At 42.5% G+C, this 25,947-nt stretch carries 26 protein-coding genes, 2 tRNA genes and 1 pseudogene; 17 read left to right on the top strand and 12 right to left on the bottom strand.

The annotated features are described in order from the left end of the window. The first annotated feature begins 326 nt into the window (after positions 1–326). Positions 327–767, top strand: coding sequence for a DUF29 domain-containing protein (locus IM515_RS07145; RefSeq protein ID WP_287630598.1), 441 nt, complete (start codon positions 327–329; stop codon positions 765–767). Between the two features lie 157 nt (positions 768–924). On the opposite strand, the gene IM515_RS07140 is transcribed toward IM515_RS07145, so the two are convergent. Next, positions 925–1,791, bottom strand: a complete 867-nt coding sequence (locus IM515_RS07140; RefSeq protein ID WP_287630597.1) for an alpha/beta fold hydrolase — start codon at positions 1,789–1,791, stop codon at positions 925–927. Between the two features lie 294 nt (positions 1,792–2,085). On the opposite strand from IM515_RS07140, the gene IM515_RS07135 reads away from it, so the two are divergent. From IM515_RS07135 to IM515_RS07110, 6 genes and pseudogenes are all read left to right on the top strand, one after another. Beyond that, on the top strand, positions 2,086–3,066 hold the full coding sequence (locus IM515_RS07135; RefSeq protein ID WP_287630596.1) for an ABC transporter ATP-binding protein: 981 nt from the start codon (positions 2,086–2,088) through the stop codon (positions 3,064–3,066). 343 nt (positions 3,067–3,409) lie between these two features. After that, entirely contained in the window at positions 3,410–4,351 is a 942-nt protein-coding gene (locus IM515_RS07130) for an ABC transporter ATP-binding protein (RefSeq protein ID WP_287630595.1), read from the top strand. Then, the gene (locus tag IM515_RS07125; protein ID WP_193960131.1) at positions 4,341–5,171 is read left to right on the top strand and encodes an ABC transporter permease; all 831 of its coding nucleotides are present in this window, start codon (positions 4,341–4,343) and stop codon (positions 5,169–5,171) included. Before IM515_RS07130 ends, IM515_RS07125 begins: the two co-directional genes overlap by 11 nt. A 2-nt stretch (positions 5,172–5,173) precedes the next feature. Further along, positions 5,174–6,700, top strand: coding sequence for a GldG family protein (locus IM515_RS07120; RefSeq protein WP_287630594.1), 1,527 nt, complete (start codon positions 5,174–5,176; stop codon positions 6,698–6,700). A gap of 48 nt (positions 6,701–6,748) precedes the next feature. Next, complete coding sequence (locus tag IM515_RS07115) at positions 6,749–7,369, top strand: Uma2 family endonuclease (protein ID WP_002768262.1); 621 nt, start codon at positions 6,749–6,751, stop codon at positions 7,367–7,369. A gap of 112 nt (positions 7,370–7,481) precedes the next feature. After that, positions 7,482–7,595: pseudogene (locus tag IM515_RS07110) on the top strand (Uma2 family endonuclease); the annotation flags it as partial. A 4-nt stretch (positions 7,596–7,599) separates the two neighbouring features. On the opposite strand, the gene IM515_RS07105 reads toward IM515_RS07110, so the two are convergent. From IM515_RS07105 to IM515_RS07085, 5 genes are all read right to left on the bottom strand, one after another. Continuing rightward, positions 7,600–7,779, bottom strand: a complete 180-nt coding sequence (locus IM515_RS07105; RefSeq protein WP_287630593.1) for a hypothetical protein — start codon at positions 7,777–7,779, stop codon at positions 7,600–7,602. Further along, on the bottom strand, positions 7,776–8,006 hold the full coding sequence (locus tag IM515_RS07100; protein ID WP_002798429.1) for an addiction module protein: 231 nt from the start codon (positions 8,004–8,006) through the stop codon (positions 7,776–7,778). The genes IM515_RS07105 and IM515_RS07100 overlap by 4 nt, the downstream gene beginning before the upstream one ends. 158 nt (positions 8,007–8,164) lie before the next feature. Then, entirely contained in the window at positions 8,165–9,082 is a 918-nt protein-coding gene (locus IM515_RS07095; RefSeq protein ID WP_287630592.1) for a PEP-CTERM sorting domain-containing protein, read from the bottom strand. 237 nt (positions 9,083–9,319) lie between these two features. After that, on the bottom strand, positions 9,320–9,640 hold the full coding sequence (locus IM515_RS07090; RefSeq protein ID WP_002784949.1) for a type II toxin-antitoxin system PemK/MazF family toxin: 321 nt from the start codon (positions 9,638–9,640) through the stop codon (positions 9,320–9,322). After that, complete coding sequence (locus IM515_RS07085; protein ID WP_190723626.1) at positions 9,634–9,876, bottom strand: AbrB/MazE/SpoVT family DNA-binding domain-containing protein; 243 nt, start codon at positions 9,874–9,876, stop codon at positions 9,634–9,636. The genes IM515_RS07090 and IM515_RS07085 overlap by 7 nt, the downstream gene beginning before the upstream one ends. Before the next feature lie 376 nt (positions 9,877–10,252). Here IM515_RS07085 and IM515_RS07080 point away from each other — a divergent pair, with 376 nt between their 5' ends. Beyond that, entirely contained in the window at positions 10,253–10,594 is a 342-nt protein-coding gene (locus tag IM515_RS07080) for a hypothetical protein (RefSeq protein ID WP_287630591.1), read from the top strand. After that, positions 10,582–10,779, top strand: coding sequence for a hypothetical protein (locus tag IM515_RS07075; RefSeq protein WP_287697937.1), 198 nt, complete (start codon positions 10,582–10,584; stop codon positions 10,777–10,779). Before IM515_RS07080 ends, IM515_RS07075 begins: the two co-directional genes overlap by 13 nt. 270 nt (positions 10,780–11,049) lie before the next feature. Here the strand turns inward: IM515_RS07075 and IM515_RS07070 are convergent. Then, positions 11,050–11,122, bottom strand: a tRNA-Arg gene (locus IM515_RS07070). Between the two features lie 88 nt (positions 11,123–11,210). Continuing rightward, complete coding sequence (locus IM515_RS07065) at positions 11,211–12,350, bottom strand: ferrochelatase (protein WP_287630590.1); 1,140 nt, start codon at positions 12,348–12,350, stop codon at positions 11,211–11,213. 198 nt (positions 12,351–12,548) lie between these two features. On the opposite strand from IM515_RS07065, the gene IM515_RS07060 reads away from it, so the two are divergent. Beyond that, positions 12,549–13,307 carry an LmeA family phospholipid-binding protein gene (locus tag IM515_RS07060; RefSeq protein ID WP_002785405.1) on the top strand — a complete coding sequence of 253 codons (759 nt, stop codon included), beginning with the start codon at positions 12,549–12,551 and terminating at the stop codon, positions 13,305–13,307. A gap of 154 nt (positions 13,308–13,461) precedes the next feature. On the opposite strand, the gene yidD is transcribed toward IM515_RS07060, so the two are convergent. Further along, entirely contained in the window at positions 13,462–13,692 is a 231-nt protein-coding gene (gene yidD / locus IM515_RS07055; RefSeq protein WP_002732315.1) for a membrane protein insertion efficiency factor YidD, read from the bottom strand. Positions 13,693–13,747: 55 nt separating this feature from the next. On the opposite strand from yidD, the gene IM515_RS07050 reads away from it, so the two are divergent. The 4 genes from IM515_RS07050 (at position 13,748) to tsaB (ending at position 16,287) form a co-directional block, all read left to right on the top strand. Then, the gene (locus tag IM515_RS07050; RefSeq protein ID WP_287630589.1) at positions 13,748–14,434 is read left to right on the top strand and encodes a diacylglycerol/polyprenol kinase family protein; all 687 of its coding nucleotides are present in this window, start codon (positions 13,748–13,750) and stop codon (positions 14,432–14,434) included. Between the two features lie 213 nt (positions 14,435–14,647). Then, positions 14,648–15,520 (top strand): aldose epimerase family protein, encoded by an 873-nt coding sequence (locus IM515_RS07045; protein ID WP_287630588.1) that lies wholly within the window; start codon positions 14,648–14,650, stop codon positions 15,518–15,520. 63 nt (positions 15,521–15,583) lie between these two features. Next, a tRNA-Lys gene (locus IM515_RS07040) sits at positions 15,584–15,655 on the top strand. Positions 15,656–15,684: 29 nt separating this feature from the next. Next, complete coding sequence (gene tsaB, locus IM515_RS07035) at positions 15,685–16,287, top strand: tRNA (adenosine(37)-N6)-threonylcarbamoyltransferase complex dimerization subunit type 1 TsaB (RefSeq protein WP_287630587.1); 603 nt, start codon at positions 15,685–15,687, stop codon at positions 16,285–16,287. Here the strand turns inward: tsaB and IM515_RS07030 are convergent, their stop codons facing one another. Further along, positions 16,288–17,943, bottom strand: coding sequence for a choice-of-anchor I family protein (locus tag IM515_RS07030; protein ID WP_287630586.1), 1,656 nt, complete (start codon positions 17,941–17,943; stop codon positions 16,288–16,290). Positions 17,944–18,157: 214 nt separating this feature from the next. Here IM515_RS07030 and cysE point away from each other — a divergent pair, with 214 nt between their 5' ends. Continuing rightward, complete coding sequence (gene cysE / locus IM515_RS07025; protein ID WP_287630585.1) at positions 18,158–18,931, top strand: serine O-acetyltransferase; 774 nt, start codon at positions 18,158–18,160, stop codon at positions 18,929–18,931. 97 nt (positions 18,932–19,028) lie between these two features. After that, positions 19,029–21,941 carry an excinuclease ABC subunit UvrA gene (uvrA, locus tag IM515_RS07020; protein WP_287630584.1) on the top strand — a complete coding sequence of 971 codons (2,913 nt, stop codon included), beginning with the start codon at positions 19,029–19,031 and terminating at the stop codon, positions 21,939–21,941. On the opposite strand, the gene IM515_RS07015 is transcribed toward uvrA, so the two are convergent. Together IM515_RS07015 and IM515_RS07010 are read right to left on the bottom strand one after the other, a co-directional pair. After that, positions 21,898–22,674 carry a class I SAM-dependent methyltransferase gene (locus IM515_RS07015; RefSeq protein WP_287630583.1) on the bottom strand — a complete coding sequence of 259 codons (777 nt, stop codon included), beginning with the start codon at positions 22,672–22,674 and terminating at the stop codon, positions 21,898–21,900. The genes uvrA and IM515_RS07015 overlap by 44 nt on opposite strands. After that, a complete protein-coding gene (locus IM515_RS07010; protein WP_004159933.1) occupies positions 22,667–22,924 on the bottom strand; it encodes a hypothetical protein in 258 nt (85 codons plus the stop codon). The genes IM515_RS07015 and IM515_RS07010 overlap by 8 nt, the downstream gene beginning before the upstream one ends. A gap of 1,002 nt (positions 22,925–23,926) precedes the next feature. Between IM515_RS07010 and IM515_RS07005 the strand changes: the two genes are divergently transcribed. After that, positions 23,927–25,947, top strand: a 2,021-nt coding sequence (locus IM515_RS07005) for a calcium-binding protein (RefSeq protein WP_425589506.1), incomplete at its 3' end; no start/stop codon positions are given.

The raw sequence follows: 25,947 nt of genomic DNA, 5'->3' as shown, positions 1-25,947 counted from the left end.
TTTCTCGAAACTAATATCAATATTCTTTAACACTCGAAAGTCAGGAACTTGAACCCGTAGTAACCGCATTGTTAAAACTCCTGTAATCCTATCCTCTTGCTCATCTGCTTATTGTAGCTCACAGGCAAAGGTGAAACAATCCCTTATCCTGCCGGTCAAATTCCAGCAGATTTTTTCAAAAAAACCCTTGACAAATCCCCGCACTTGACAGATACTTATATATAGAATGAGAATCCGTGCCTGCCTGCGAACCCTCTTTTTTCAGGTTAGATAAGCGTCAAGAAAATAAAAATCTAATACCTGACCAGCGCTAAAGGGGATAGGTTATGACAACTAAAGACTTATACGAACAGGACTATCTTGCTTGGTTAGAAGAAACGGCCAAACAACTGCGACAAAGACAGACAGATGTATTAGATTGGGAACATCTCGGAGAAGAAATCGAAGCATTGGGGAACGAACAGAGACATAAAGTAGATAGTTATCTCCTACAATTACTCATTCATCTGCTTCTCTATCAATACTGGCCGGAGGAACGAGAAAGATGTGCGAAGGGATGGCAAGACGAAATCGGTAACTTTCGGGTGGAATTAGAACTTTTATTGGAGTCGAAAACCCTTTATAACTATTTTTTAACCAGAATCGCCGTTATTTACCCCAAAGCAGTGAAGCGAGTCCGACAAAAAAGCCAATTACCGGCCGCTATCTTTGCCGAAAGCTGCCCCTATAGTCCCGAACAAATCCTCGATTCCGATTTTCTCCCCTGAAATTCTGGCAGATTTTTTCAAAAAAACCCTTGACAAATCCCCGCCCTTGACAGATACTTATATATAGAATGGGAATCCGTGCCTGCCTGCAAACCCTCTTTTTTCAGGTCAAATAAGCGTCAAAAAAATAAAAACCTGATAACCGATCCCTAACTACCTATAAGCTTTTCATCCAATCACTAATCAACTGGTTAACCTCTGTGGGAATTTCATCGTGGGGACAATGACCGGCAGTTAGATAATATTCTGTCAGAGAAGGATAGTATTGACGGAATTTGGATCCGCGTTCCCTCGTATTCATCCAAGGGTCCCCCTCACCCCATAACATCAACAGGGGACAACTTAACTTTTGCAGAAGAATATCCACATTTTCCCCCCGGGGAGATTTAAACACAGAAGCAAAAACTTTGGCTGCTCCCGCATCCAGGGAAGGACGACGGATATCTTCTATTAACTGCTCAGTAATGGCACTGCGATCGAGATATACTTTCTCTAGGGTTTTGCGGATAGTTTTGGGTTGACGGGTATAGAGAAATAAGAGATAACTGGCCCAGGGTTGCAGCAAGATTGATCGCAGTAATTTTTGTGCTAAATTAGGCTGACGATTGCTTTCTGTATCGCTAAAGGGACCGGCACTATTGAGGAGAATTAATCCCCGAACATTCTCAGAGTGATTAGCAGCCACGCAGAGAGAAGCGTAACCCCCCAGAGAATTACCCGCTAAAACCGTCGGTTGCGCCACAACTTCCTTGATAAAATCATTTAATTGTTGCTGCCAAAGACTGCCACTATAGACAAGATCTGGTTTAGCTGATCTACCGAATCCTAACAGATCGATCGCCCATACTTCCCATTCTGAGGCTAAACCTTGCAGATTTTTTCGCCAATGGTCGGTGGAAGCACCAAAACCGTGGACTAATAGTAAAGGGGGTTTTCCCGTGACTCTAGTACCCGCTTGCACATAGTGTATCGAATGTCCTTGCCATTGCCAATTTTGCTTTATCGTCAGAGCAGCTGTATTCATCTGGTGTTTTGTTAAGTAATGTTAATAATGCTTAGTCTAACCGATTGAGAAACTGGAGACAAAGCTAGAGATTTTTGACCAAACCCCTTGACTGAAAACGGAACTTGACATATACTTATATATATAATGGGAATCCGTGCCTGCCTGCAAACCCTTCATTTTTGGGCAAATAACCCTAAAAAACACTCTCAAAAAAATCTTGAGCAGGATTAATCTGCCGGTATGGGTGGCTAACCCTAGATAATTATTCCTGAATCATTGGGACAGTTTTTGGCTAATTCTGATATAACAGCTATGAAGATTTTGACGATTTTACAGGGATTAATCGACAAAAATCCCTTAACTGAGGCGGATCTAGAAGAATTACTAGCGTTCGAATCCTTAAATTTTCACCAGACTAACCCTCTCATCCTACAGGAAAGGGCGGAACTATTAACGATTCTCTGGCCGCGAGTCTGGCAAAAATGTCAGGAGTTAGGGATAAATCAGCCAAATCAGATTTTGATCAGCTGTTGGCGCTTCTGGATTCCTTGGGCGCTAGAGCTACGCAGCCACGCAAAACCGTTGATTCAAGGCATTTTGGCTCCCCAAGGCACGGGGAAGACCACCTTAACATCCATAATGTCGATTATTTTAGCCTATTTTGATTTAAAAGTAAATAATCTCTCTTTAGATGATATTTATAAGACCTATAATGAGCGAATAAAATTGCGTCAAAAGGATGAAAGATTGCGCTGGCGTGGTCCACCGGGTACTCATGATATAGCATTAGGAATTAAAGTTTTAGAACAGGTTTGTCAGCAAGAAAGTCCGATTTTAATCCCGCGGTTTGACAAGTCCCTGCATCAAGGACAAGGAGATAGAATTGCAGCGGAACAAGTGGAACGAGTTGATATTCTTTTTTTTGAGGGTTGGTTTGTGGGCATGAATCCAATAGAAGAAACAGTCTTTGATCATGCCCCCGATCCGATTAATAGCGAAGAAGACCGACAATTCGCCAGGGATAATAATCAAAGATTGCGAGAATATCTACCCCTCTGGTCAAAAATCGATCGCTTACTGATTCTTTATCCCCTTGACTACCGTTACAGTTTACAATGGCGACAGGCAGCCGAAACAAAAGGAGGTATGACCCCATCAGAAATTGAGGAATTTGTCAAGTATTTTTGGAAAAGTTTACATCCGCAATTATTTCTCCCACCCCTGCTCAAACAAGCAGAGCTAGTGGTAGAAATTAATCAGGATCATAGTCTGGGAAAAATCAGTTATCAGTGAGCAGCAGGCAAGAGGCAAAAGGCAAAAGGCAAAAGAAAGAATCTGGCAATTCTCCTACCCAAAAAGAAGGTTAGAAACTAAGTCCATAAAATCTTCTAGCTTAACAAATTAGGTTTTAGATTCCGTCGAGTTAAAAGAAAGCTCCGAACTTGTCACTTAACAGACTGATAAGTAGTCGTGCAAAATTAATTTCCTAGTGAAGATAGGCAAGAGGCAAGAGGCAAGAGGCAAGAGCGGGGTTAGATATGTGTAATTAATTTTGCTTAGGTACTTAACTCCCATCTAATAACTGATAACTGATAACTGATAACTGGTAACTGATAACTGATAACTGATAAAGCTTATGATTGAAGTCGAACATCTGAGTAAAATTTATGGTTCTACCACGGCAATCAGTGACGTGGATTTTACCGTAGAAAAAGGAGAAATACTCGGTTTCTTGGGACCCAATGGAGCGGGAAAAACCACAACTATGAGGATTTTATCCGGTTATATTCCTGCCACAACAGGAACAGCAAGGATAGCAGGATACGATGTACATAAACAATCCTTAGAAGTGCGTCGTCGCATTGGTTATCTTCCCGAAAATCCCCCCTTGTATCCAGAAATGACCGTGGAAAGTTTTCTTGATTTTGTGGCACGGATTAAAGGCATCTCATCGGGGGATAGAAAAGCGCGGGTAGATTTAGTGTTAGGCAAATGTCAGTTACTAGAAAAAAGAAAAGTTATTATCCGCAAGTTATCCAAGGGTTATAAACAGCGTGTGGGAATTGCCCAAGCGATTGTACACGATCCACCGGTAATTATTTTAGATGAACCGACAGTAGGATTGGATCCGAAACAGATTATCGAGGTGAGAAATCTAATTAAAAGTTTAGCGGGAGAACATACAATTATTCTCTCCACTCATATTTTACCAGAAGTGAGTATTACCTGCGATCGAGCGACAATTATTAATCGGGGTCGCATCGTAGCCAATAATATTACTACCGCTACCCCTGCTGGTTCCAGTTATGAAATTGAGATCGAGGGTGATAGGGATTCCCTGCTAGAAATCCTTCAACAAATGCCCCAAGTCGAACAAGCAGCAAAAGTCGGCGATAACCTGCTCAAAATTGTTGGTCAAGCGGGGACAAACCTAGGGGCAGAACTTGCTAGAATAGTTGTCAACAATGGTTATAACTTATTAGAAATGCGTCGCACCCGTAAAACCCTAGAAGATATTTTTCTGGAAGTAATCGGCAGCGGGGAAAGTAACCAGCAAGAGGAGAGGCATGATCAATAATATCTGGGCGATTTTTCGCAAGGAATTTCAAAGCTATTTTACCGCCGCTAATGCCTATATCATTATGGGTATATTTTGGTTAGTAGCGGGATTTTTCTTTAACTCCCTTCTCTACGGCATTATTCTCGATATTGGTATCCAGGAACAATCGGGATTTCTGGTAGCCAGAGATACGGTATCTGAATTTATGACCACTTTCATCGGCATTATTTTATCCTCCTTATTGTTGGTAATTTTGCCAGCCCTGTCTATGGGATTATACGCAGAGGAAAAAAAACAGGGAACCCTAGAACTTTTAGCCACTTCCCCCCTGACCAATTGGAGTATAGCCATCGGTAAATTATTGGGAGTGCTGGCCTTTTTTACCGTGATGATTACCCCCCTCTGGATTTACGAAATAGTAGTTTTTAGTGCCGCAGTTCCCCCGGTGAATATAGCCAGTATTTTAATGGCTCATCTAGGATTAATTTTACTGGCAGCCGCCATCCTAGCCATCGGGATGTTTATATCTTCCCTCACCAATAGTTCTATCCTTGCTTACATCATCACCTTTATCACCATCTTATTTATCTGGATACTGGATGTAATTGCTAACAATGCCGAAACCTTCTTTCGAGATCGTATCGGAGGAGAAGTGGGAGAACAGATCGGATTTTTCCTAAAAGAATTGCTCTCCCATCTATCTTGGTATCAACCCTTTAACAATTTCGTGCGGGGAATTTTTGACAGTAGTAGTTTAGTCATCCTCCTCAGTTATATTCTGCTGGGAATCTTCCTAACTACTCAAGCGATCGAAGCGGACCGTTATCAAAGAAACTAACTATGAGATCCTGGCAAAAATACAGTAAATTTCTCTATATACCCGCCCTATTTCTGGGTAGTGCCGGCCTAACCGTGGGGTTAATCTCCGGTCAATGGTCATCCCTCTCTCTGGGGTTATTAATTGCCGGGGCTATTTTGTTTCTAGGGTGGCTGTGGTTATTAGTAATCACTTCCAAAGACTTTTGGCAAAAAAGAAGTACCCGCACCGGCACTCAAACCCTCATTACTACTATTATTGTTCTCAGCGTTATCGGTTTAATTAACTTTCTCGCCCTCCGTTATCCCTATCGAGTTGATTTAACCGAAAACCAAATCTTTAGTTTATCCCCCCAAACCGAAAGACTATTAACCAATCTGTCAAAACCAGTCAAAGTCTGGATTTTTTCAACCCGGGGAATCAGTGGCAACGAAGAGGAACTTTTAGCCAATTATCAACGCAAAAATCCCCAATTTCAGTACGAGATAGTTAACCCAGAGAAAAAACCCAATATTGTCCAAGAATTTAAAAAACTAGCTGATGATAATCTGTCTAGAGTCTATCTACAGTATGGTGACAAAAAACAACCCCTGAAAACTATTAGTGAACAGGAAAGTCTCACGGAAGCGAAACTGAGTAACGCCATCGAAACCGCTAAAACTAATCGCACTTTAACCGCTTATTTTCTGCAAGGTCATGGAGAAAATGCCATCAAAGAACCTCAAGGTGGATTAGTGCAAGCAGTCAATAGTTTAGAAGCAAAAGGTTATCAAGTAGAACCACTTAATCTAGTGGAACGTTCCACCATTCCCAATAATGCCGATGTCATTATTATTGCCAGTCCCAAAAGAAAAATATTTCCCCAGGAAGTCACCGCTTTAAAAAACTATCTTGAGCAAGGGGGCAAAATTTTATTACTGATTGACCCCCAAACCGAAACCGGATTAGAACCCTTATTAACCTCTTGGGGTGTGAAACTAGATAATCGGATTATTATTGATGCTTCTGGTGCCGGGGAAATAATCGGTTTAGGTCCGGCTAGTCCCATTATTACCAATTACGGTAATCATCCGATTACTCGCGATTTTGCCAACGGTATTTCTATCTTTCCCTTTGCTCGTCCCATCGCTACCGTTCCCATCGAAGGAATTGAAGCCGTATCTTTAATGATTACTAATGATAAAATGTGGGCTGAGAGTGATTTAAATAATCAGGATCTCCAGTTTAACCCTGAAAAAGATTTAGCTGGTCCCTTTGATTTAGGAGTTGCTCTGACGGGAAAAAAAGGTAAATTAATCGTGATTGGTAATGCCAGCTTTGCCAGCGATGGACTATTTGAACAACAGTTAAACGGAGATATATTTTTAAATTCTGTGCAGTGGTTAGCCAGTGGTGAAACAGCCACCTTATCTATCCGGGCTAAGGAACCAGAAAATAGAAGAATTAATTTAAATCCCCTGCAAGCTAACGCGATTTTTTGGATAGCGATGGTAGTGATGCCTTTAGTAGGATTTACCCTAGCTGGATTGACTTGGTGGCAACGTCGTTAATCGAGTTAGAATCTAGAAAAATGATCTCTCTTATTTACCCTAACTGCCATGACCACAACCCAAACTATCCCCCAATTGTTGACTTTTGATGACTATATCAATCAATATCCCGATGATGGACAACAATACGAATTAATCGCAGGAAAATTATTGGCCATGATGCGACCGATCGGAAAACACGAAGAAATTGGCGGTTTTATGACCATCGAGTTAGGATTGGAGATTAGAAGACGGCAATTGCCCTATTTTATCCCCAATACGGCCGCAGTAAAACCCCTTCGCTCTCATACGGGTTATCTACCCGATATTATTGTCTTAGACAGAGAAAATCTAGTTAATGATCCCTATTGGGAAACTGCTTCCTCAATTTCTCTGGCAACATCAGCTAAATTAATTATTGAAATTGTCAGTTCCAATTGGCGAGATGATTATCTGAAAAAATTCGACGACTACGAACAATTAGGAATTGCCGAATATTGGATTATCGATTATTTAGCCAAAGGTTCGGCCCGATATATCGGCAGCCCCAAAGAACCCACCATTTCTATCTATCAATTAATTGATGGAGAATATCAAGGTAATTTATTTAAACAGGATCAACGTCTTATTTCAGGGGTTTTTCCAGAGTTAAACCTCACTGCTAATCAAATTTTTCGTGCTAGAGCTTAAAGAAAAACCCGTATTTTTAGATTGGACTTATGGCAAAAATCAAAAATTGTCCTGAGAGTCAGGAGTCAGGAGCTTATAATAGAAAACAACTCAAGAGCGGAGAAATCAATCAATGTTTACCACAATAGAAGATAAACAAGCCCTTTCCCTCGAAGTATTTCTTGCCCTTCCAGAAACTAAGCCTGCTAGGGAATATTATCATGGAATTGTCACTCAAAAACCTATGGCCATCAGCGCACCCCTTCGATAGTATGGGCTGTTCCCAGATTAGGGTTAATTTTAATTTTTTCGAGAGCTTGTTCAATTTCAGATAGTAAATCTAGCCCTAATCCTATCTTTTGCTTCTCATAATATTGAATAGCATTGTCAAGTTCTCGTCTTGCTTCACTGTGAATAATAACAGGTTTCACGAATATTTCTCTCGTAATTCCAATAATACTTTATCCGATGGTTCACCCTTGGCTGTTCCAGCATAAATTTCGGCTAATCTTTGAGTTAATTCTCTATCCCAAGCCTCTAAAACATTGTCATCTACACCTTCATCTAAGGAATGGATGAGAAAGTAAGCTAGTTCAGCGCGATCTTGCACAGAAAGTTGAGCAAGTTCTATTTTGAGGGTTTCTGCTGTTTTAGTCATCTTGAAAGCATCTATAACCAGTCATCTTAGATTGTAGCAGCTCTCGGCTTGCAAGATAAACCATCCTCCTTAAAATCATGGGAATTGAGAGAGTTATGTCAAAAATACCCCCTCAACTGACTAAATGAAGGGGCATTCATGGTATTTTTAGAAGCAATTTAGCCTACTTTTGTGGTTTCTTTTTCGGTAGATTTGGAGGGTTTTAGTTTGCGCTTCACGGTTGAAGCTGCACCGAGAGTACCGAGGGCGAAGAGGCTGAGGGTTGAAGTGGGTTCGGGGACTTTTGCCACTAGGACAGGGCGAGGAAGTGTAGGAAAAGGGTTAAAAGCTGGAGCTTCAGGTGCTTCTGGAGGAGGAGAATTAGGAGGGTAAGTAGGAGGAGGGTTAGGCTCAGGAGGTTCCTTTATTATGATTTTTATTATATCAATAATTATAGGGATAATTTTTTCGGGTGGCACCCGATTTTTATTCCAATATTGAAAACCTGCAAACGTACCTGTTTCTACAATTCCACCCCCAATAAAATCTATCGGCTTAAGAGGGTCTGTCAGTTTAATTGATAAGTATTTCCCCTCTGGAGGAGCTCCTAGCGTAACACCACCAACAAAAGTTGTTGTTTGGGTTGGTAATAAAGGTTGACTAACAAAACCATCAGCTATAAAGGGATATTCTGAAGAATTGGGTGATGTAGATGTTTCAACTATATTGAAAGATGGTAAAAATGCTGACTCTATGATATTAATACTTGCTGGAGACTCTCCAAGAATATCTAAAATGGGAGCATCTAGGAGAATATGAGCATTAATAGTCGCATATCCAGAATCAAAATTAAAGTAGACTACATTGGTTTTAGTTGTATCTAATGTAAAAGACAGAGGGCCTGTGGGTACAGGACCATTTCCCGAATCAACAAATACACTATCTCCAGTCCCGGTGTAGCTTGTAACTAATTGAGACGAAACACCTGATATAGAGTACTTTCCATCTTGAGTAATAGTTGAAGCAGAAACTATGCTGGGAGAAAAAAATCCCAGTCCAAGTAATACTACGGATAATAAGTTTTTATGGATAATCATAAGTAACCGTCTCCATGCTTTTCTTAATTTGGTGAGTATGATCGCCCCCCCCACATCCAGATCAAGCAACAGCCCAACCCAAGACTAAAAGGAGATAGCAGAAGCATACACACTCCCCCCCCCACAACTGTATCAAAAGCTACAATTTAATAAATCTTTATATTCCTTTCCCCGATTAGCGATTCACAGGGGAAGATTGAGATATTCCCTCTTTGCGAACTATAATCCAAAAAAAAATTAGTAGTGAAAAAATTCAACCAAGCGATCAGCTACTAACATTGCCATTTGTTCGTCAAGACGGCTAATTTGAGCAACGATTCGGGTTTTGTCGATCGCTCTAATTTGGTCTAAGGCAATACTACCTCGCACATTTTCTTGGTCAATCGGGATTCTGGTGGGGTATTTTTTGACTGTGCTGGTGATGGGAGCGACGACTACTGTTCTCAACCGAGCATTAATCTCGCTAGGGGAAACAATAACACAAGGTCGGGTTTTTTGCAGTTCGGAACCCCTAGTCGGATCGAGTTCCACTAGAACCACAGCAAATCTTTCTACCATTGATTTTCTTGCTCGAACTCGTTTTCCACTCCTAACCAATCCTGTAACTCTGCTTCGAGCGGTTCGTCATCAAATAATTCAGTCCACCCCTCTCTCACCTTCTTTTTAGCACTCAGAATAATTTTTTTACCTTCGACTATCGCTTCGACTTCATCAGTGAGTTCGCACTGTTCCATAATCGCTTGAGGAATTGTAATTCCTTGAGAATTGCCGATTTGTATGATTTTCAGCAACATTTTTGACTGCTTGGTAAATACATTGTCATTATATCAATCAACCGCTTAAACAGCCCCACCCAACCCCAAAGGCAGACAACAGAATCATACACACTATCCCCATCAAAAAAGTATTAAAAACTACAATTTAATAAATCTTTACATTCCTTTCCCCGATTAGCGATTCACAGAGCAAAGAGTCTCAGGTGTTTTCCCCTGTTTTTTTTACTCCTTCTCAGGCGAACTATCCTCATTCCGTGAGATATTGTGGCGCAGTATGTCGGATTCGCCTTTGCCTTCTCCCTTGACTGATCCTCAACTCGATCGCAAACTAAATTCAACAGGATTACCTCGTACCAACCAGATGATAGACTGGGGATAATAGAAATAATTGAATATGGCTACATTACCGGAGGAAACCTTAACGAGCATTTGTGATCTACTGCGTCAACTAGCGGATCAGATAGAGTACGCATCGGCAACAGAATGGCAACTTTTTACAGAATATGGGGAAAATGAACGGACATTATCAGAATTAGAAGAATTATTTAATGCCAGAGAGAGGGTAACTAATTCCTACTCCCGAATTAATAATATCCTGCTGAGAATTTTACAAGAGCAGCCGACTCTCTCAAATACGATGCTAGAGATGTTAGAAAGAGCGATTTTGCAAGGAACAGCCAGTGTGGATGCTGTTAGTGCTAGTGTTGATGAAGTAAAGAGGCAATGGAACTTATGATCACTTACCGCACCTCCTATCCCGATGAAGCAACGAGAAAACAATGTCTTGAAAGCTTACGGGAAACTAACCGCCAGATTGAGCTTTATAATCTTTTTTTAGACGATATACTCGCCCAACTGGAAACAGAATCCCGTCAAAAGAGACGAGAAAGGCTATTGCAAAGAGGGCAAACTATTAAATAGAGGGATGCACAGAAGAAGGAGTTTCAGGTAGTTTCTCTTGTTTTACTCCTTCTCAGGCTGTATATCCTCATTCCGTGAGATATTTTGGCGCAGTATGTCGGATTCGCCTTTGCCTTCTCCCTTGACTGACCCTCAACTCGATCGCAAACTAAATTAAACACAATCAATATCAACCGACGGGATTCAACTGACCCAATTCCACGCTCTCCGCATCAAAGCGATTGTCCCCGGGACGATAGGAGAGAATTTCCCATCCCTAGTTAACAATAACGGGTACGGTAGGGATCGAACCTACAACCGTCCGCTTAGAAGGCGGATGCTCTATCCATTGAGCTACGTACCCAGGAAAGCACAATTATAGATTATAGCTCCAACAGTGACAAGTGGTAGGACTAATTTTCGCCGCTGCCCCTCTTTGCCACTGTCCAAGCTTAATGATGGTGGTGGTGTCCGTGGTGATGATGGTGATCGGAATGAATGTGAGGAATTGTTACAGAACTATTGACAGATAAAGCCTCTTGTGATAACAAAGCTTCGATATGTTCCTCGGCCCAATCGGCAGCCATCCGGCAAAATTCGGGGTTATCGTTGACACAGGCCATCTGCACATAATTAACTTGGTCGTGCTTGCGGCGTAAAGCTTCGATAATATGCTCTACATCCAGTAAAGTTTCGTGATTTTCCGTAGCAAAGCCAATCGGCATGAAAATTAAAGCTTTGGCCCCCAATTCAATTAAATTCTTCGCCGCTAACTCTGCATTCGGTTGCGTCCATTTAATTAAGGGGGTTTGGTGATTTAACCAACCCACAGAAATCAAGGGATAACGATAGATTAATTTTTCCCGGACTAACTCGTATAAAGCTTGACTTTCATCGATTCCCGACGTAAATCCCTTAGCTTCGTGGGGACAACCGTGATTCATTAAAATAATGCCAATTTGCGAGGGAAGACAGCTACTAGCTACCTCGGCCGCGATTTTTTCTTCCACTAACCGCGCCATTAAATCTATATAAGCGGGTTGGTTATAAAACGAGGGAATATAGCGCAATCCTTTAACCCAATGTTCCCCCGTTTGTCCTTGAGCTAAAGCTTTGTTAACTTGTTCGATCGCAATGCCACTGGTAAAGATAGAATCAACAACGAGGAGAGGATAGATCAAAATTTTCTCGAATCCCCCTTCGCGGATTTCCGTTAACACCTGTGCCGGTAAAAAAGGCGCGCAGAAGTTAAACGCTTTGAATACCTCCACCCGATTACCCCATTTTGCCTGTAAATTGCGCTCGATTTCCTGTCTTTGATGCTCAAAAATGTGGTTATGGGGTGAAATAAAGTGATTATGTTGGTGCTGCCATTCGTGTAGGTCAAATATAGCCAATAATTTCGCTAGGGGAGGATAAACCCAAGTCGGCACAGGAGCGAACTTAGCCGTCAGCAAATTTAAGGCCTGTTCATTATAGTTGGCGAAGTCCTCATAACTCTCCACTTCCCCGTATCCCATCAATAATACCGCCACTCGATCGCTGTGGTTGTGGGTAGCGGCTAACGGTTGTTGATCTGAAATGGCAACCACGTTTTTAACCCCGATTTTCTAAGTGAAAAACGCTATATCACTGGGATAGTAGCACTTTTCTATCCTATCCCCTCGCACGGGATAGACCGCTAAAAATTTATAACCTCTACAGAATCATACAGATTGCTTATCATCCTGATTAATAAAACGAGATGTAAAGAAACTTTAAATAATGTTAAGATCGTTGCAGTCCCACCTATGAGAGATATGACAGCAGGCGTGTTTGGTAGCTTACCTTTTCCCAATCAGAGCGGCGATCAACTCATCAGTAAAGTGGTGAGTGCTGCGATCGCTGCATTATTCAAACGCACAGGCAAGCTGACAGCGACTGTCCGCGCCGAACCCGTAGCCAAATTACTGCAAGGCAGTATCGACGGTTTTGACTTTATCGGTCAGTCGATGCTGATGTACAATGGCCTACGCATCGAAGCCATGGAATTGTACGTGCAAGCGGTGGCGATCGATTTTAGTGCCATTTTTACCGGACAGGTAAAACTCCGTCAACCGACGCGAGCCACTTTGCGGGTAGTTTTAACGGAAGAAGACTTAACCACCTCTTTTAATACACCTTTTATTGTCGAAAAACTGCAAAGATTAGAGTACGAAGGTAAATCAATTCACTGTCAGAACACGGAATTAATTCTCAATGACGATAAAACTTTAACTCTGAAAAGTCTAATTAAATTGGGAGAAGAAGAACCAATTCTTCTAGAAATGACCACTGCTGTGGTTGTGGAAGAACGGCGAAAAATTCAATTTGTTGATGTGGTTTATCAAGGCGACGAAAGATCAAAAGCTTTAGGAGAAGCTTTAATCAGCCACGTTAACAACCTCATGGATTTAGATAAATTTGCTCTCGATGGTACTCAATTAAGGGTCGATCGACTACGTTTAAAAGATAAACAGATCATCTTTTATGGTATCGCCGATATCGAGCGTTTTCCCCAAAGAAAATAGGCAACCATCAACGGGTCTAAAAATATCAAGAGTCTTACAGACTTTACCCTAAAAATGAAGTATAACCTAATTTGGTATTGACTCCTGAATCCTGACTCCTGAATCCCCAAAACGAAAACCTCGTATCTCACCATTGAGATAACTGCTGTAGGTTTCAATCGTGCTTGTGGCTACAGGGAGGCACAGGATCGTAACCTCCGGGGTGAAAGGGATGACAACGGAGAATACGCTTAATTGCTAACCAAGAACCCCGCAGCACACCAAAGCGATCAATCGCTTCTATGGCATACTGGGAACAGGTGGGTTGAAAACGACAGGAAGGGGGAAATAGCGGCGAAATAAACCGTCTATATCCCTCAATTAAGCCAATAAAAATTCCTTTCATCAATGTCACCTCGATCGCCTAAACTAAATAGATAGTCAATTTTCGCTTTTGCCACGTGGAACTATCCCACTCTCTCCTATTTTCGATCGGTTTGGTCGCCTGTTATCTAGCTGTTTTGATTCTGATCGCTGAAAAATTAAAAAGGGTTTTCAGTACCGATGGCGAAATTACCCGCAAAGTTGTCCACATTGGCACGGGAAACGTCATCCTTTTTGCCTGGTGGTTAAATATCCCCGCTTGGGTGGGAATAAGTGCGGCCATCCTAGCGGCAACTATCGCTATCCTATCCTATTTTTTCCCGATTTTACCCAGTCTTAATAGTGTCGGTCGCCGCAGTTGGGGAACTTTTTTTTATGCTGTTAGTATCGGTGTTCTCGTGGCTTATTTTTGGCCAATTTCTCACCCCGAATACGCAGCAATGGGTATTTTAATTATGGCTTTAGGAGACGGATTAGCAGCCCTAGTGGGACAAAATTTTGGTCAACATCCCTACAAAATTTTCGGCAGTGGCAAAAGTCTGGAAGGTTCCCTGACTATGTTGGGAATCAGCTTTTTAGTCAGCTTGATTATTTTATCTTTTGTTAATGGCATTAATCCGCCAATTATTCTAGTATCTTTATTAACGGCGATCGGAGCTACTATTCTAGAAACTTTCTCGAAACTAGGTATAGATAATCTCACTGTACCGATTGGTAGCGCCGCCATTGCCTATTTTCTTACCCAAATTTTCATCTCAAGCTAGTCTATCTCAGCTTATTCACAAAGGCCGAATCTAAAACCTAATTGGTTAAGCTAAGTAGGGAGGCACAATTATTTGTTAGGATGGGTTAGTGGTAGCGTAACATGATCGGGTGTTGGGTTTCATGCTTCAACCCAACCTACGTTCTATGTTAGCTGATAACTGATGACTGATAACTGATGACTGATAACTGATAACTGATAACTGATAACTGATATGACCTTTACTATCACTCAAAACCAAAATCAATATCTTACCTATTGTCTCAAGGATGAAGAGGCTGACGCTTATCTGGAAGTGGTTCCCGCTAGAGGAGGAATCATCACCCGTTGGCAAATTTGCGGAGAAGATATTTTCTATCTGGACAGAGAAAGATTCAAAGATCCTAACCTCAGCATCCGCGGAGGAGTCCCGATTTTATTCCCTATCTGTGGCAACTTACCCGATAATACCTATCAACACCAAGGCCGAAACTATACCCTGAAACAACACGGATTTGCTCGTGATTTACCCTGGCAAGTGAGCAAACAAACTGCCGAAACCGCCGCTAGTTTAACCCTAGAATTAAACAGTAATGAAGCCACTCGTCAAGTCTATCCCTTTGATTTTCAATTAATTTTTACCTATCAACTGCAAGGAAACAGCCTCAAAATTCACCAAAAATTTATTAATCTTTCCCCCGAAATAATGCCCTTTTCTATCGGGTTTCATCCCTATTTTCAAGTCACAGATAAAACCCGATTATCCTTTGATATTCCCTCCTCCCAATACCTCGATCAACGCACGAAAACCTTCCATTCTTACTCTGGTAACTTTGACTTTAATCTCGAAGAAATTGATGCCGCTTTTCTGCAAATTACGCGCCATCAAAGTAGTTTTAGTGATTCCTATCATCAGCGTCAAATTATCCTCAGTTACGATAATCTCTATACAACTATAGTTTTTTGGACTCTGAAAGATAAAAATTATATCTGTCTCGAACCCTGGAGCGCTCCCCGCAACGCCCTCAACACAGGCGAACATTTGACCTACCTAGAACCCCATAGTAGCCGTGAGGCGATCGTGGAAATGCGAGTCAATCAAATTTAAATTACCCCTTGACTTAGCCCAAATAAGATGTTATATTGATGAATCGTGTGCAGAACACGAAACGGGTCGCTAGCTCAGCGGTAGAGCACTCGGCTTTTAACCGATTGGTCTTGGGTTCGAATCCCAGGCGACCCATAAAAACTTACTGATACAGAAAGATTGACTTGTCTTCCCCTGTCTATGGATTAGCCTTGCATACCAGCAGTCCCCAACTAGGACTGGCCCTCTCTAATTTCAGTGATGATAGTCGTCAACAAACTTGGGACTTAGACAGGGATTTATCGAACCTATTCCACCCCTATCTAAAACAGTTCCTAGCCCCGCAAAAATGGGCAGATTTAGCCTTTCTAGCCACAGCTAAGGGGCCGGGTAGCTTTACCAGTACCCGCATCGGTATAGTCACCGGTAGAACCCTAGCACAACAATTACAGCTACCGATTTTTACCGTCTCCAGTTTAGCGGCCTTTGCTTGGTCACAACGGGATTTTTATCCCCTCGATACCTATCTAGCCCTAGAAATGCCCGCCACTAGGGGAAAATTGTATGTGGGTATCTATCGGGGTAATCGGGTTTATTTAGCTGATAGCCTGATGACTCCGGAACAATGGCAGCAGACTTTAGAAAACTTAACTATTTCCTATCAAAGATTAGCTACACCAAACTATTTAGGCATAAATGCCCCCGATATCCTCGATTTAGCCTATTTGGATTGGCAAATGGGAAAACGCCCCCATTGGTCGGAGGCGCTACCATTTTACGGGATGTGATTAGCAATTCCCTCTTTTTTTCAAACTATAGCCAGCTAGTCCGAGGGTTACTAATCCTAAAACTGCGCTAGGTTCTGGGACAGGTTTCACGGAATAAATCGCCACATTACGACTCACTTCATTGGCAACAATTAACAGGGGAGTACCATTAGGACTATCGGCAGCGGGAATAAACAATAATCCTTCGGGAGAGATATCCCCTAATTGCCAATCGTTGATATAATTAGTGAACAAAGGATTACTAGGGTTGGTGATATCATAAACCATGAAACCGCCAGCCCTTTCTATTCCCACAAAACTATAGAGACGATTACCCACAGTTCCTACTGCTAAACCTTCCGGTTCCGGCCCGCGGTTATCGCTACGACTATCGAAGCTGCTAGGATTACCATCGGAATTAAAAATACTAGGAGTTAGGGGAGTTGCCGAAAAACCCGCCAAAATTTGTTCAAAATCATCGCCACTATCGAAGACTTGGGACAGTCCATTAGTGACATTCCAAATCGAAAAAGAACGACCACCATAGGCAAAAAGTTGGCTATATTGACCTTGGGCGTTAAGTCCGTCAATGCTAGAAACATCCAAACGGCCGAGATTTTGGGTTAATTTCAAGTTGGCCGCATTAGGGAAAGCATTGGGGTCTAAAGTTAGAGTAGAAACTCGTCGGGCCTCATTTCTAGTATCCCCTTCATTGGCAGTAATTAAATAGGTTTGTCCGGCGATGGTAACGGTAGCGATCGTATCCGGTTGATATAAGCCAAAAACCGGCCAATTATTAATTCTCACTGCTGGGGAATTAGCCGCTCCTCCAAATACTACCCCATCTCGATCGCTAGGATCCAAACCATTACCCAGTGCGTTAAAATTTTTGGCTCCTAGGGGTACAATACTGGTGACTTGAGCGTTAGCAACATCGACTATCGCAATAGCATTATTTTCCTGTAGAGACACCCATGCAGAGATTCCATCGTCGGAAACGGTGATGTATTCTGGTTCCACATCTTGGGAAACCGTTTGACCGGGAAAAATACGGACTCCCTGACTTCTTAAAGTATTCTCTTGACCATTAAAACTATCAAAAGTAGCGGTGTTGACGGTGGGATTGAGAATACCAGAGCTAAGGTTAATGATACTAACGGAACCATCGGGATCGATCGCCCCTCTTGCTTCCCCTTCGTTAGCGACCAAAACCCGATTACCGTCAGGAGCAAAGGTTAACATATCAGGTAAAGCGCCCACAGTCACCTGACTCTGAAAGACACCATTGGTATTGAAAAATACTACACTGCCGTTATTGGTAATGGGATTAGCTGCCATGGCCAGGGCCACGATACCATTTTTGATGGCAACGCTGTTAACCCCTGCACCGTAGGAGCTAAGATCGATCGAGGGTAAGGGAATTGGACTAGCGGGATTACTGATATCGGCAATATCTAGACGATTATTGGGACCGGTCAGGAATAATCTGCGACTAGCGGGGTCATAAGCGGGAATTTCTGCCCCGAAGTTATTAGCAGCAATTGTAGTATTGCCAAGGCTGCTCAATCGGGTGATATTTAAAGCTGCGGCCGATTCGGTAACAATATTGATACTGCCAGCAATTGACAGCAAGGTTAATAAAAATTTCCCATGGTGACGATAGATAGCATGAATCATATTTTTAGCTGAAAAACTGCAAAAAAAGGCTAAACAATCGCATTTTTTCAGACCCAAGTTAAAGGAAGATTAAACAAGAGAGAAATTAAGGATATCTTCAAAATTTGGCCAAGAAAAGTAAAAGCGATCTAGGAGAAGGGGTTTCTCGAGCGTTTTTTAGTTGAACGGCTCATTTACCGGAGTGATAACATGGTTTAGTATAAGCTCGATCAATATGGAATCAAGACTCGTGTTATCTACTCTCCTAGCCGATTTCAAGATCATTTTTGAACGTGACCCCGCTGCCCGCAACTGGTTAGAGGTACTGTTTTGTTATCCCGGATTACAGGCTTTATTGTGCCATCGCTTCGCCCATTGGCTATATCAGATCGGGATTCCCTTTATTCCCCGTTTAATTTCCCATCTTGCCCGTTTTCTGACTGGTATCGAAATTCACCCCGGCGCCCAAATTGGTCAGGGTGTTTTTATCGACCATGGCATGGGAGTGGTCATCGGAGAAACGGCCATTGTCGGTGATTATGCCCTCATCTATCAAGGAGTTACTTTAGGAGGGACGGGGAAAGAAAGCGGTAAACGTCACCCGACTCTAGGGGAAAATGTGGTCGTCGGCGCTGGGGCTAAGGTTTTGGGTAATATTTATCTGGGTAATAACGTTCGCGTCGGTGCTGGTTCTGTGGTCCTGCGCGATATTCCCGCCGATTGTACCGTTGTTGGTGTACCCGGTCGTTTAATCTATCGGGCCGGGACGCGGGTGGAACCCCTCGAACACGGTGATTTACCCGACTCGGAAGCGGTGGCTATTCGCGCTTTGGTGGACCGCATTGAACAACTGGAAAAACAAGTGTATGAATTGCGGCTAGAACGGTCAAAAGAACCAGATTATCGGATTAATTGCCCAGTTTTAGCCCATTTAGAAGAAGAAGCCAGTCATAGCTGTTGCCCTGCAGCTGATCGGGATATGCGCGAGTTTCTCGAACGGGCGGTTTAACCCCGATAATCTTCTGATATGATAGAAGACTGGTTTTTTAGTAGCTGAAACCCATTCGTCAAGGCTATGATTGTTAAGGACTACTTGGCACCATCCGATGGCTCAAACTGACTCGATCCGTATCCGTGGCGCCCGACAACACAATCTCAAAAATGTTGATCTCGAATTACCCCGCAATCAGTTGATCGTTTTTACGGGAGTTTCAGGATCGGGCAAATCTTCCCTCGCTTTCGACACTATTTTTGCCGAGGGACAGCGCCGCTATGTGGAGTCCCTCAGCGCCTACGCGCGCCAATTTTTAGGACAATTAGATAAACCTGATGTGGATGCGATCGAGGGTTTAAGTCCGGCTATTTCCATTGACCAAAAATCCACTTCCCACAATCCCCGTTCTAGTGTGGGAACTGTAACGGAAATTTACGATTACTTGCGTTTATTGTTCGGTCGTGCTGGGGAACCCCATTGTCCCCATTGCGATCGCAATATTGCCCCCCAAACCATCGATCAAATGTGCGATCGAGTGATGGAATTAGCCGATAAAACCCGATTTCAAATCTTAGCCCCAGTAATTCGCGGCAAAAAAGGCACTCATAAGCAATTAATCTCTAGTTTGGCCTCCCAAGGCTTTGCCCGGGTGCGGATTGACGGCAAGGTAGTAGAATTATCCGAGGGCATCGAGTTAGATAAAAAACATCTTCATGATATCGAAATTGTTATTGATCGCCTGATCAAAAAAGAGGGTTTACAGGAAAGATTAGTGGATTCTTTAACCACTTGTTTAAAGCATTCCGACGGTGTAGCGATTGTGGAAATTCTCGATGAGAATAACGAAGATAATCCCGAAGTTACCAAAGAAATTGTCTTTTCCGAAAAATTTGCCTGTCCCGAACACGGGGCAGTTATGGAAGAATTATCCCCCCGTTTATTCTCTTTTAATTCTCCCTACGGTGCCTGTCCCAACTGTCACGGATTGGGCAGTTTACGGAAATTTTCGGCAGATTTAGTCATTCCAGACCCGAAACAACCGGTTTATTCTGCTATTGCCCCCTGGTCAGATAAGGATAATTCCTACTATCTTTCTCTCCTCTACGGTTTAGGGCAAGCTTTAGGTTTTGAAATTCAAACCCCTTGGCAGAAACTAACAAAAACCCAGCAGGATATCATTCTCTATGGCAGTAAAGAACCGATCTATTTTGAAGATGATTACCGTTACGATACTGGTCGCGGTTACTATCGAGAATTTGCGGGAGTTATCAATATCTTAGATAGAAATTATCAAGAAACCACCTCGGAAGTTATTAAACAAAGACTAGAGAAATATATTGTTAACCAAACCTGTGAAGTTTGCCACGGAAAAAGATTAAAACCGGAAGCTTTATCGGTACGTTTAGGAGAATATACGGTCACGGATTTTACTGGAGTTCCGATTCGGGATTGTTTGCAGAGAATTAATGATTGTCATTTAACCCCAAGACAAGCATTAATTGGGGAATTAGCTCTCAAAGAAATCAAAGCGAGACTACAATTTTTAATCGATGTGGGATTAGATTATCTTACCCTCGATCGACCAGCGATGACTTTATCCGGGGGGGAATCCCAACGAATTAGATTAGCTACTCAAATCGGTTCGGGATTAACGGGAGTATTATACGTTCTCGATGAACCTAGCATTGGATTACACCAAAGAGATAATAGTAAACTGTTAGAAACCCTGCAAAGATTGCGAGATTTAGGTAATACTTTAATCGTCGTCGAACACGATGAAGAAACGATTCGGGCAGCCGATTATGTGGTCGATATTGGTCCAAAAGCGGGGATTCATGGCGGAGAAATCATCTGTCAAGGCAGTTTTAAAACCCTTTTGAAGTCCAAAAAATCGATAACAGGGGCCTACCTATCGGGACGCAAAGTTATTGAAACTCCCCCCCAAAGAAGGGACGGAAATGGTAATGCTTTAGTTTTAAAAAATTGCCATCAAAATAACCTAAGAAATATTGATGTAACGATTCCTTTAGGAAAATTAGTCTCGATTACGGGGGTATCTGGTTCAGGCAAATCCACCTTAATTAATGAGTTATTATATCCAGCTTTACAACATCATTTAACCCGTTTAACTCCCTTCCCCAAAGAATTAGAGAAAGTGGAAGGATTGGACGCGGTTGATAAAGTAATTGTCATCGACCAATCACCAATAGGACGCACTCCTCGGTCAAATCCTGCCACCTATACGGGGGTTTTTGACATTATTCGCGAGATTTTCACCGAAACCATCGAAGCAAAAGCTAGGGGTTACAAAGCGGGGCAGTTTTCTTTTAATGTTAAAGGAGGACGCTGTGAAGCTTGCCTAGGCCAAGGGGTAAACGTCATCGAGATGAATTTTCTCCCCGATGTCTATGTGCAGTGTGATGTGTGTAAAGGGGCGCGTTATAATCGGGAAACCCTACAGGTTAAGTATAAAGGTTATTCGATCGCCGATGTCTTAGATATGACGATCGAGGAAGCATTAAAAGTCTTTGAAAATGTCCCCCGGGCCACCACCAGATTACAAACTCTCGTGGATGTGGGTTTAGGATACTGTAAACTCGGTCAAAGCGCTCCCACTTTATCCGGTGGGGAAGCACAAAGGGTGAAATTAGCGGCCGAATTATCCCGACGGGCCACGGGAAAAACCCTGTATTTGATCGATGAACCGACTACGGGGTTATCTTTTTATGATGTGCATCATCTCTTAGATGTGTTACAAAGATTGGTCGATAAAGGTAATTCGATTATCGTCATCGAACATAATCTCGACGTGATTCGCTGTAGCGATTGGATTATTGATTTGGGACCGGAAGGAGGGGATAAGGGAGGAGAATTAATCGCGGTGGGAACACCGGAAACCGTGGCTAAATGTGAACAATCCTACACCGGTCATTATCTTGCTCAAGCATTACTTCAATATCCCCCAAAAAAGCAGGATAATATTAGGGAAGAACACAGAGATAATAAAGCCAATGATCAAGATTAGTATTTAACTCTTGTTCGCTCTTAATTTCCTGACCAGTTTTCCAAGAATAAATTTTAATCTCTTGAAAGTAAGACCTTAGCTGTCTTAATTGTTCTTTGGGTGTGGCGTAATAATTTTGGAGACGAAAATTATGGGGTTCATCGCGAATAATTGCATAGTCAGCAGTCAATAACTGTTCGTAGCTAAGAGAGGGATTACAGGCCCGCAAAATCACCCAGATGAGTAAATTGACATAGCTACTAAAAGGATTCAAACTAATCTTTTTTTTCCAATCGAATTCTGGGATAATTCCCTGAAGATTATGACTAGAAAAGCAAAAATAACCACCCGCTTTACCGATGCGGCTAATTTCCTCTAAAACTAGGAAACGGTCAGCAGGGGAAATATAATCAATGCCATTAAAACTAAAGAGAATAAAATCAAAATAATTATCCGCAAATTGTTCTAGATTTCTAGCATCGGCCACTTGCCAGACTAAATGGGGGAATTTTTGACGACAAGCGGCGATCATTTCCGTAGAATAATCAACACCGATATATTCTCCCACAAGAGGGGCAAAATACTTCGTAGTCCGTCCCGCACCTACCCCTAAATCAAGCATTTTCATCGTCGATAAACGCTGTTGCAGCAGGGTTAAAATTGTCCTTTCTGCCGGCTGTAGCGCGGTTAATTGGGCATAATAACCGACAATACTAGGGTCTCTATAGGTTTGCTGATTTTTGTCCTTAATCATTCTTGATCGCTCTTTCCTCATAATCTGGCTGTTTTTCTCTTACTAATAATTCACCTTCCCAACCGCCAATTACTTCTTCAAAGAAGCCTTCTTGCCATTGGCTAAATGTGGTTTTTTCTTCTTTTTCTTTTAGAGATATTGGCTGATAAACTAAGGTGACTTCTAAATCTGTGTTTTTAAGTTCAGGCGGTAAAGATATTTGTAATGTTCCATCTTCTCCCCCATGGGTTTTAAAACTAATTGTTTTCATTGATTAACTCCTTTTAAAAACTTAAATTTCATGATTTAGCTTCTTTAATTACTCAATTGGGAAACCGGGTATAGCAGTATCGATTAACTGCATTAACTTCATGGTTTCGGCTCAGGTTACTACTATCATAAGGATAGTGTCATATGTCCTCGCCTGACAAGGTGCGTCCCTTGCGGTCTTTTAACCATAAAGACATCTTCACCCCAAACAGGTCGGACATGACAGAAACCACCATCCGATGAGAATGGCCATACATCCCACTCAAGACCGAGACGATGGATACTACTCTCTCACGGTAGCCGCTCTTTCCTACTGCCATCTTTAAGAAAAGATTTAGACTATCATAAGATGCGCTTAAATTATCCAATTGGCATCAATGGAGATTTTTAGCTCTTTTGTTCCATCCACAAGATAGCATTTTCCAAAAGTGATCAAAGAAATGTAAAGTTATTTTATAGGCGAAAGTAGATAGCACCGAGTCGGTTGTCAGCCATCTGATCGGACGCTTGCAGCGATCGCATGGGTTTAAATTGAGTTACGCGCAAGATCAGGTATTTTTATTTGAGCAACGCTAAGAGAGAAAAAGCAGCGCAGACCATATATCTGTATAAAGTGCTACAATAAGCTAAGATTCCATCAAAGGTTAGATTATCAAACGCCGACTCAGGACTATCAAGGTCGGAAAGCCTCGTTCGATAGTCTGAGCAGAGGCAAGACAATCGGTTAGAACTTATTGAGTATCTGAGACTGTCCAATCGTTGGGATCGACTTCGGGTGTGGGTGAGGATATCGATCCGCAATTGTCAGGGTAACACCAAATCCCCCTGATCCAGTGCAGTGGACAAGCCTTTTTGTTCCATGTGACCACTTCAGTGGTCTCTGATGATAACTGGGTTTTGCTAACTGGATTTAGGATAAACCTGCCTTAGTGGGGTTTTGTCGTTACTTGTCTAACAATTGTTGCTATTTCACTAACTACCTTATTTTTTATGGTTAAAAATTATGGCAAGCAAATCTTATTCGATGGTGCAAAATTCCCCAAGCGGAACAACCGGAACGGGACTAGATCAAACGGTTGAAAGAATTGGCAGAGATCCGGGACTTGCTGGTGCTAATCTCGGCACAAATATTACGGGTGGAATGACGGCGGCTAACGGATTAAATCAGTTAATCTTAGAAGCCAAACAAGCCACTGGAGTTGCTAGTAACGGCATTTTTACTGTCAGTGACGTAACCGCGATTAATGGCTGGATTCGTGCTAACCGTTTAGCAGAATTTACTGCTCTCCACGGCGATGATGACGGTACAACAGAAACAGGGTTTCATTTAGTCCAAAATGACGGAGCGACTCAACAGTATCGCAATCAGAATTTAGTTGATACGGTTTTTGATGGCATTTATCACATTGGTTTCCTAATCGAAAATGGCACCTTTGTCAATGAAGATGGTAACGCCAATGCCACTGTCACCCAAGTAGCGGATTGGCTAACCCAATTTTATACAGATCGGGCAACAACTAATACCGGACTTGATCAGATTACGGAATTAGTCATTGCTGATCAGGGTTTAGCGCAAAATATACCTTGGCAAGAAATTGCTGGCGGTGCTGATGCTGCCAATGGACTGAATGATTTATTAAAAACAGCGATTACCACCTACAATCTCGCCGCCGATGGTTCAATTTCCGAAAGCGATATTGCACAAATTAACAATTGGATTCGCTCTGATGCCACCCGTTATAACACTTTTGTTGTTCTGCATGGGGATGATGACGGCACAACAGAAACTGGCTTCCATTTAGTTCAAAATGACGGCGCTAAGACCACATATTTTGCGAAAAACCTAGTTAATACCGTTGCCGACGGAATCTATCATATTGGTTTTGAGATCCAAAATGGGCGGTTTCTCAACGAAGATGGTGCAGCTAATGCCACAGTCAAAGACGTAGCAGATTGGGTAACATATTTTTACGTTGATCAGTCCACCACTGGCACAGGATTAGACAAAATTGTCGATACCATCAAAATCGATACTGGCTTAGCCAAGTGGACAAATGCGGGGGATATTAACGCCGGAGCCGCCGCCGCCGACGGACTTAACCATCTATTAGTCGATGGCGTTACAGCTACAGGTATCGCTGCTGATGGCTGGATTACCAGCGATGATATTCGCACCCTCAATCAGTGGGTTCGCACTAATCACTATGACGAATTTATCCTCCTCCACGGTGACGATGAGGGAAATGAGGAAACAGGCTACCACCTGGTACAAAATGACGGAGCGACAACCCAATACTTCGGTAAAAATTTAGTCAATACCGTAGCCGATGGACTCTATCATATTGGCTTTACCATCGAAGAAAATCGTCTCGTCAACGAAGACGGCGATGCCAATGCTCGCCTGAATGATGTTGCCAGTTGGCTCAACTATTTCTATCTTCAGAAAACCATTATTTACGGTGATAACTCTAGCGACACGATTACAGGTACGAATCTTGCCGAACACCTGATGGGTTACGGGGGAAACGATATTCTCAATGGTGGCGGCGGCGATGACCTACTCGATGGAGATTGGGGGTCTGACACTTTATCGGGTGGGGTTGGCAATGACTTACTCTATGGCGGCGCAGACAATGACCAATTAGATGGAGGTGAAGACTCAGACACTTATTATGTCTCCGGTAATCTAGCCGGAGGCTGGTCGAGTTTCCAAGGCTACGACATCTATACCGATACCGGCACCTCTGGGGTGGATAAAATTGTGGCTTTGGGTACAGGAGACGTGGACCTGGGGATTCTTTCCTTTAGCACCAATAGTGGCATTGAAACCATCGACGGGACAGGAGTAACAGGAAAAGTCACCATCGTCGGTGATTGGAGTGCCAATACCCTCGACTTCTCTAATACGGCTTTTGTCGGTAACAATATCGAAATAAATGGCTATTGGGGGAATGATAATATCACCGGTAATGCTGCCAATAACGTCATTATTGGTGGCGGTGGTGAGGACAAACTTAACGGTGG

The sequence above is a fragment of the Microcystis sp. M44BS1 genome (assembly GCF_020244875.1).
Lineage (GTDB): Bacteria > Cyanobacteriota > Cyanobacteriia > Cyanobacteriales > Microcystaceae > Microcystis > Microcystis panniformis.
Note: the sequence above shows the minus strand (reverse complement) of the source record. Positions and strands in the feature narration are given on the sequence as shown.

Excerpts from the sequence above, each read along its gene's own strand:
- IM515_RS07145 (WP_287630598.1), top strand. The coding sequence starts at position 327 with ATGACAACTAAAGACTTATACGAACAGGACTATCTTGCTTGGTTAGAA.
- IM515_RS07140 (WP_287630597.1), bottom strand. The coding sequence starts at position 1,791 with ATGAATACAGCTGCTCTGACGATAAAGCAAAATTGGCAATGGCAAGGA.
- IM515_RS07135 (WP_287630596.1), top strand. The coding sequence starts at position 2,086 with ATGAAGATTTTGACGATTTTACAGGGATTAATCGACAAAAATCCCTTA.
- IM515_RS07130 (WP_287630595.1), top strand. The coding sequence starts at position 3,410 with ATGATTGAAGTCGAACATCTGAGTAAAATTTATGGTTCTACCACGGCA.
- IM515_RS07125 (WP_193960131.1), top strand. The coding sequence starts at position 4,341 with ATGATCAATAATATCTGGGCGATTTTTCGCAAGGAATTTCAAAGCTAT.
- IM515_RS07120 (WP_287630594.1), top strand. The coding sequence starts at position 5,174 with ATGAGATCCTGGCAAAAATACAGTAAATTTCTCTATATACCCGCCCTA.
- IM515_RS07115 (WP_002768262.1), top strand. The coding sequence starts at position 6,749 with ATGACCACAACCCAAACTATCCCCCAATTGTTGACTTTTGATGACTAT.
- IM515_RS07100 (WP_002798429.1), bottom strand. The coding sequence starts at position 8,006 with ATGACTAAAACAGCAGAAACCCTCAAAATAGAACTTGCTCAACTTTCT.
- IM515_RS07095 (WP_287630592.1), bottom strand. The coding sequence starts at position 9,082 with ATGATTATCCATAAAAACTTATTATCCGTAGTATTACTTGGACTGGGA.
- IM515_RS07090 (WP_002784949.1), bottom strand. The coding sequence starts at position 9,640 with ATGGTAGAAAGATTTGCTGTGGTTCTAGTGGAACTCGATCCGACTAGG.
- IM515_RS07085 (WP_190723626.1), bottom strand. The coding sequence starts at position 9,876 with ATGTTGCTGAAAATCATACAAATCGGCAATTCTCAAGGAATTACAATT.
- IM515_RS07080 (WP_287630591.1), top strand. The coding sequence starts at position 10,253 with ATGGCTACATTACCGGAGGAAACCTTAACGAGCATTTGTGATCTACTG.
- IM515_RS07075 (WP_287697937.1), top strand. The coding sequence starts at position 10,582 with ATGGAACTTATGATCACTTACCGCACCTCCTATCCCGATGAAGCAACG.
- IM515_RS07060 (WP_002785405.1), top strand. The coding sequence starts at position 12,549 with ATGAGAGATATGACAGCAGGCGTGTTTGGTAGCTTACCTTTTCCCAAT.
- yidD (WP_002732315.1), bottom strand. The coding sequence starts at position 13,692 with ATGAAAGGAATTTTTATTGGCTTAATTGAGGGATATAGACGGTTTATT.
- IM515_RS07045 (WP_287630588.1), top strand. The coding sequence starts at position 14,648 with ATGACCTTTACTATCACTCAAAACCAAAATCAATATCTTACCTATTGT.
- IM515_RS07030 (WP_287630586.1), bottom strand. The coding sequence starts at position 17,943 with ATGATTCATGCTATCTATCGTCACCATGGGAAATTTTTATTAACCTTG.
- cysE (WP_287630585.1), top strand. The coding sequence starts at position 18,158 with ATGGAATCAAGACTCGTGTTATCTACTCTCCTAGCCGATTTCAAGATC.
- uvrA (WP_287630584.1), top strand. The coding sequence starts at position 19,029 with ATGGCTCAAACTGACTCGATCCGTATCCGTGGCGCCCGACAACACAAT.
- IM515_RS07015 (WP_287630583.1), bottom strand. The coding sequence starts at position 22,674 with ATGATTAAGGACAAAAATCAGCAAACCTATAGAGACCCTAGTATTGTC.
- IM515_RS07010 (WP_004159933.1), bottom strand. The coding sequence starts at position 22,924 with ATGAAAACAATTAGTTTTAAAACCCATGGGGGAGAAGATGGAACATTA.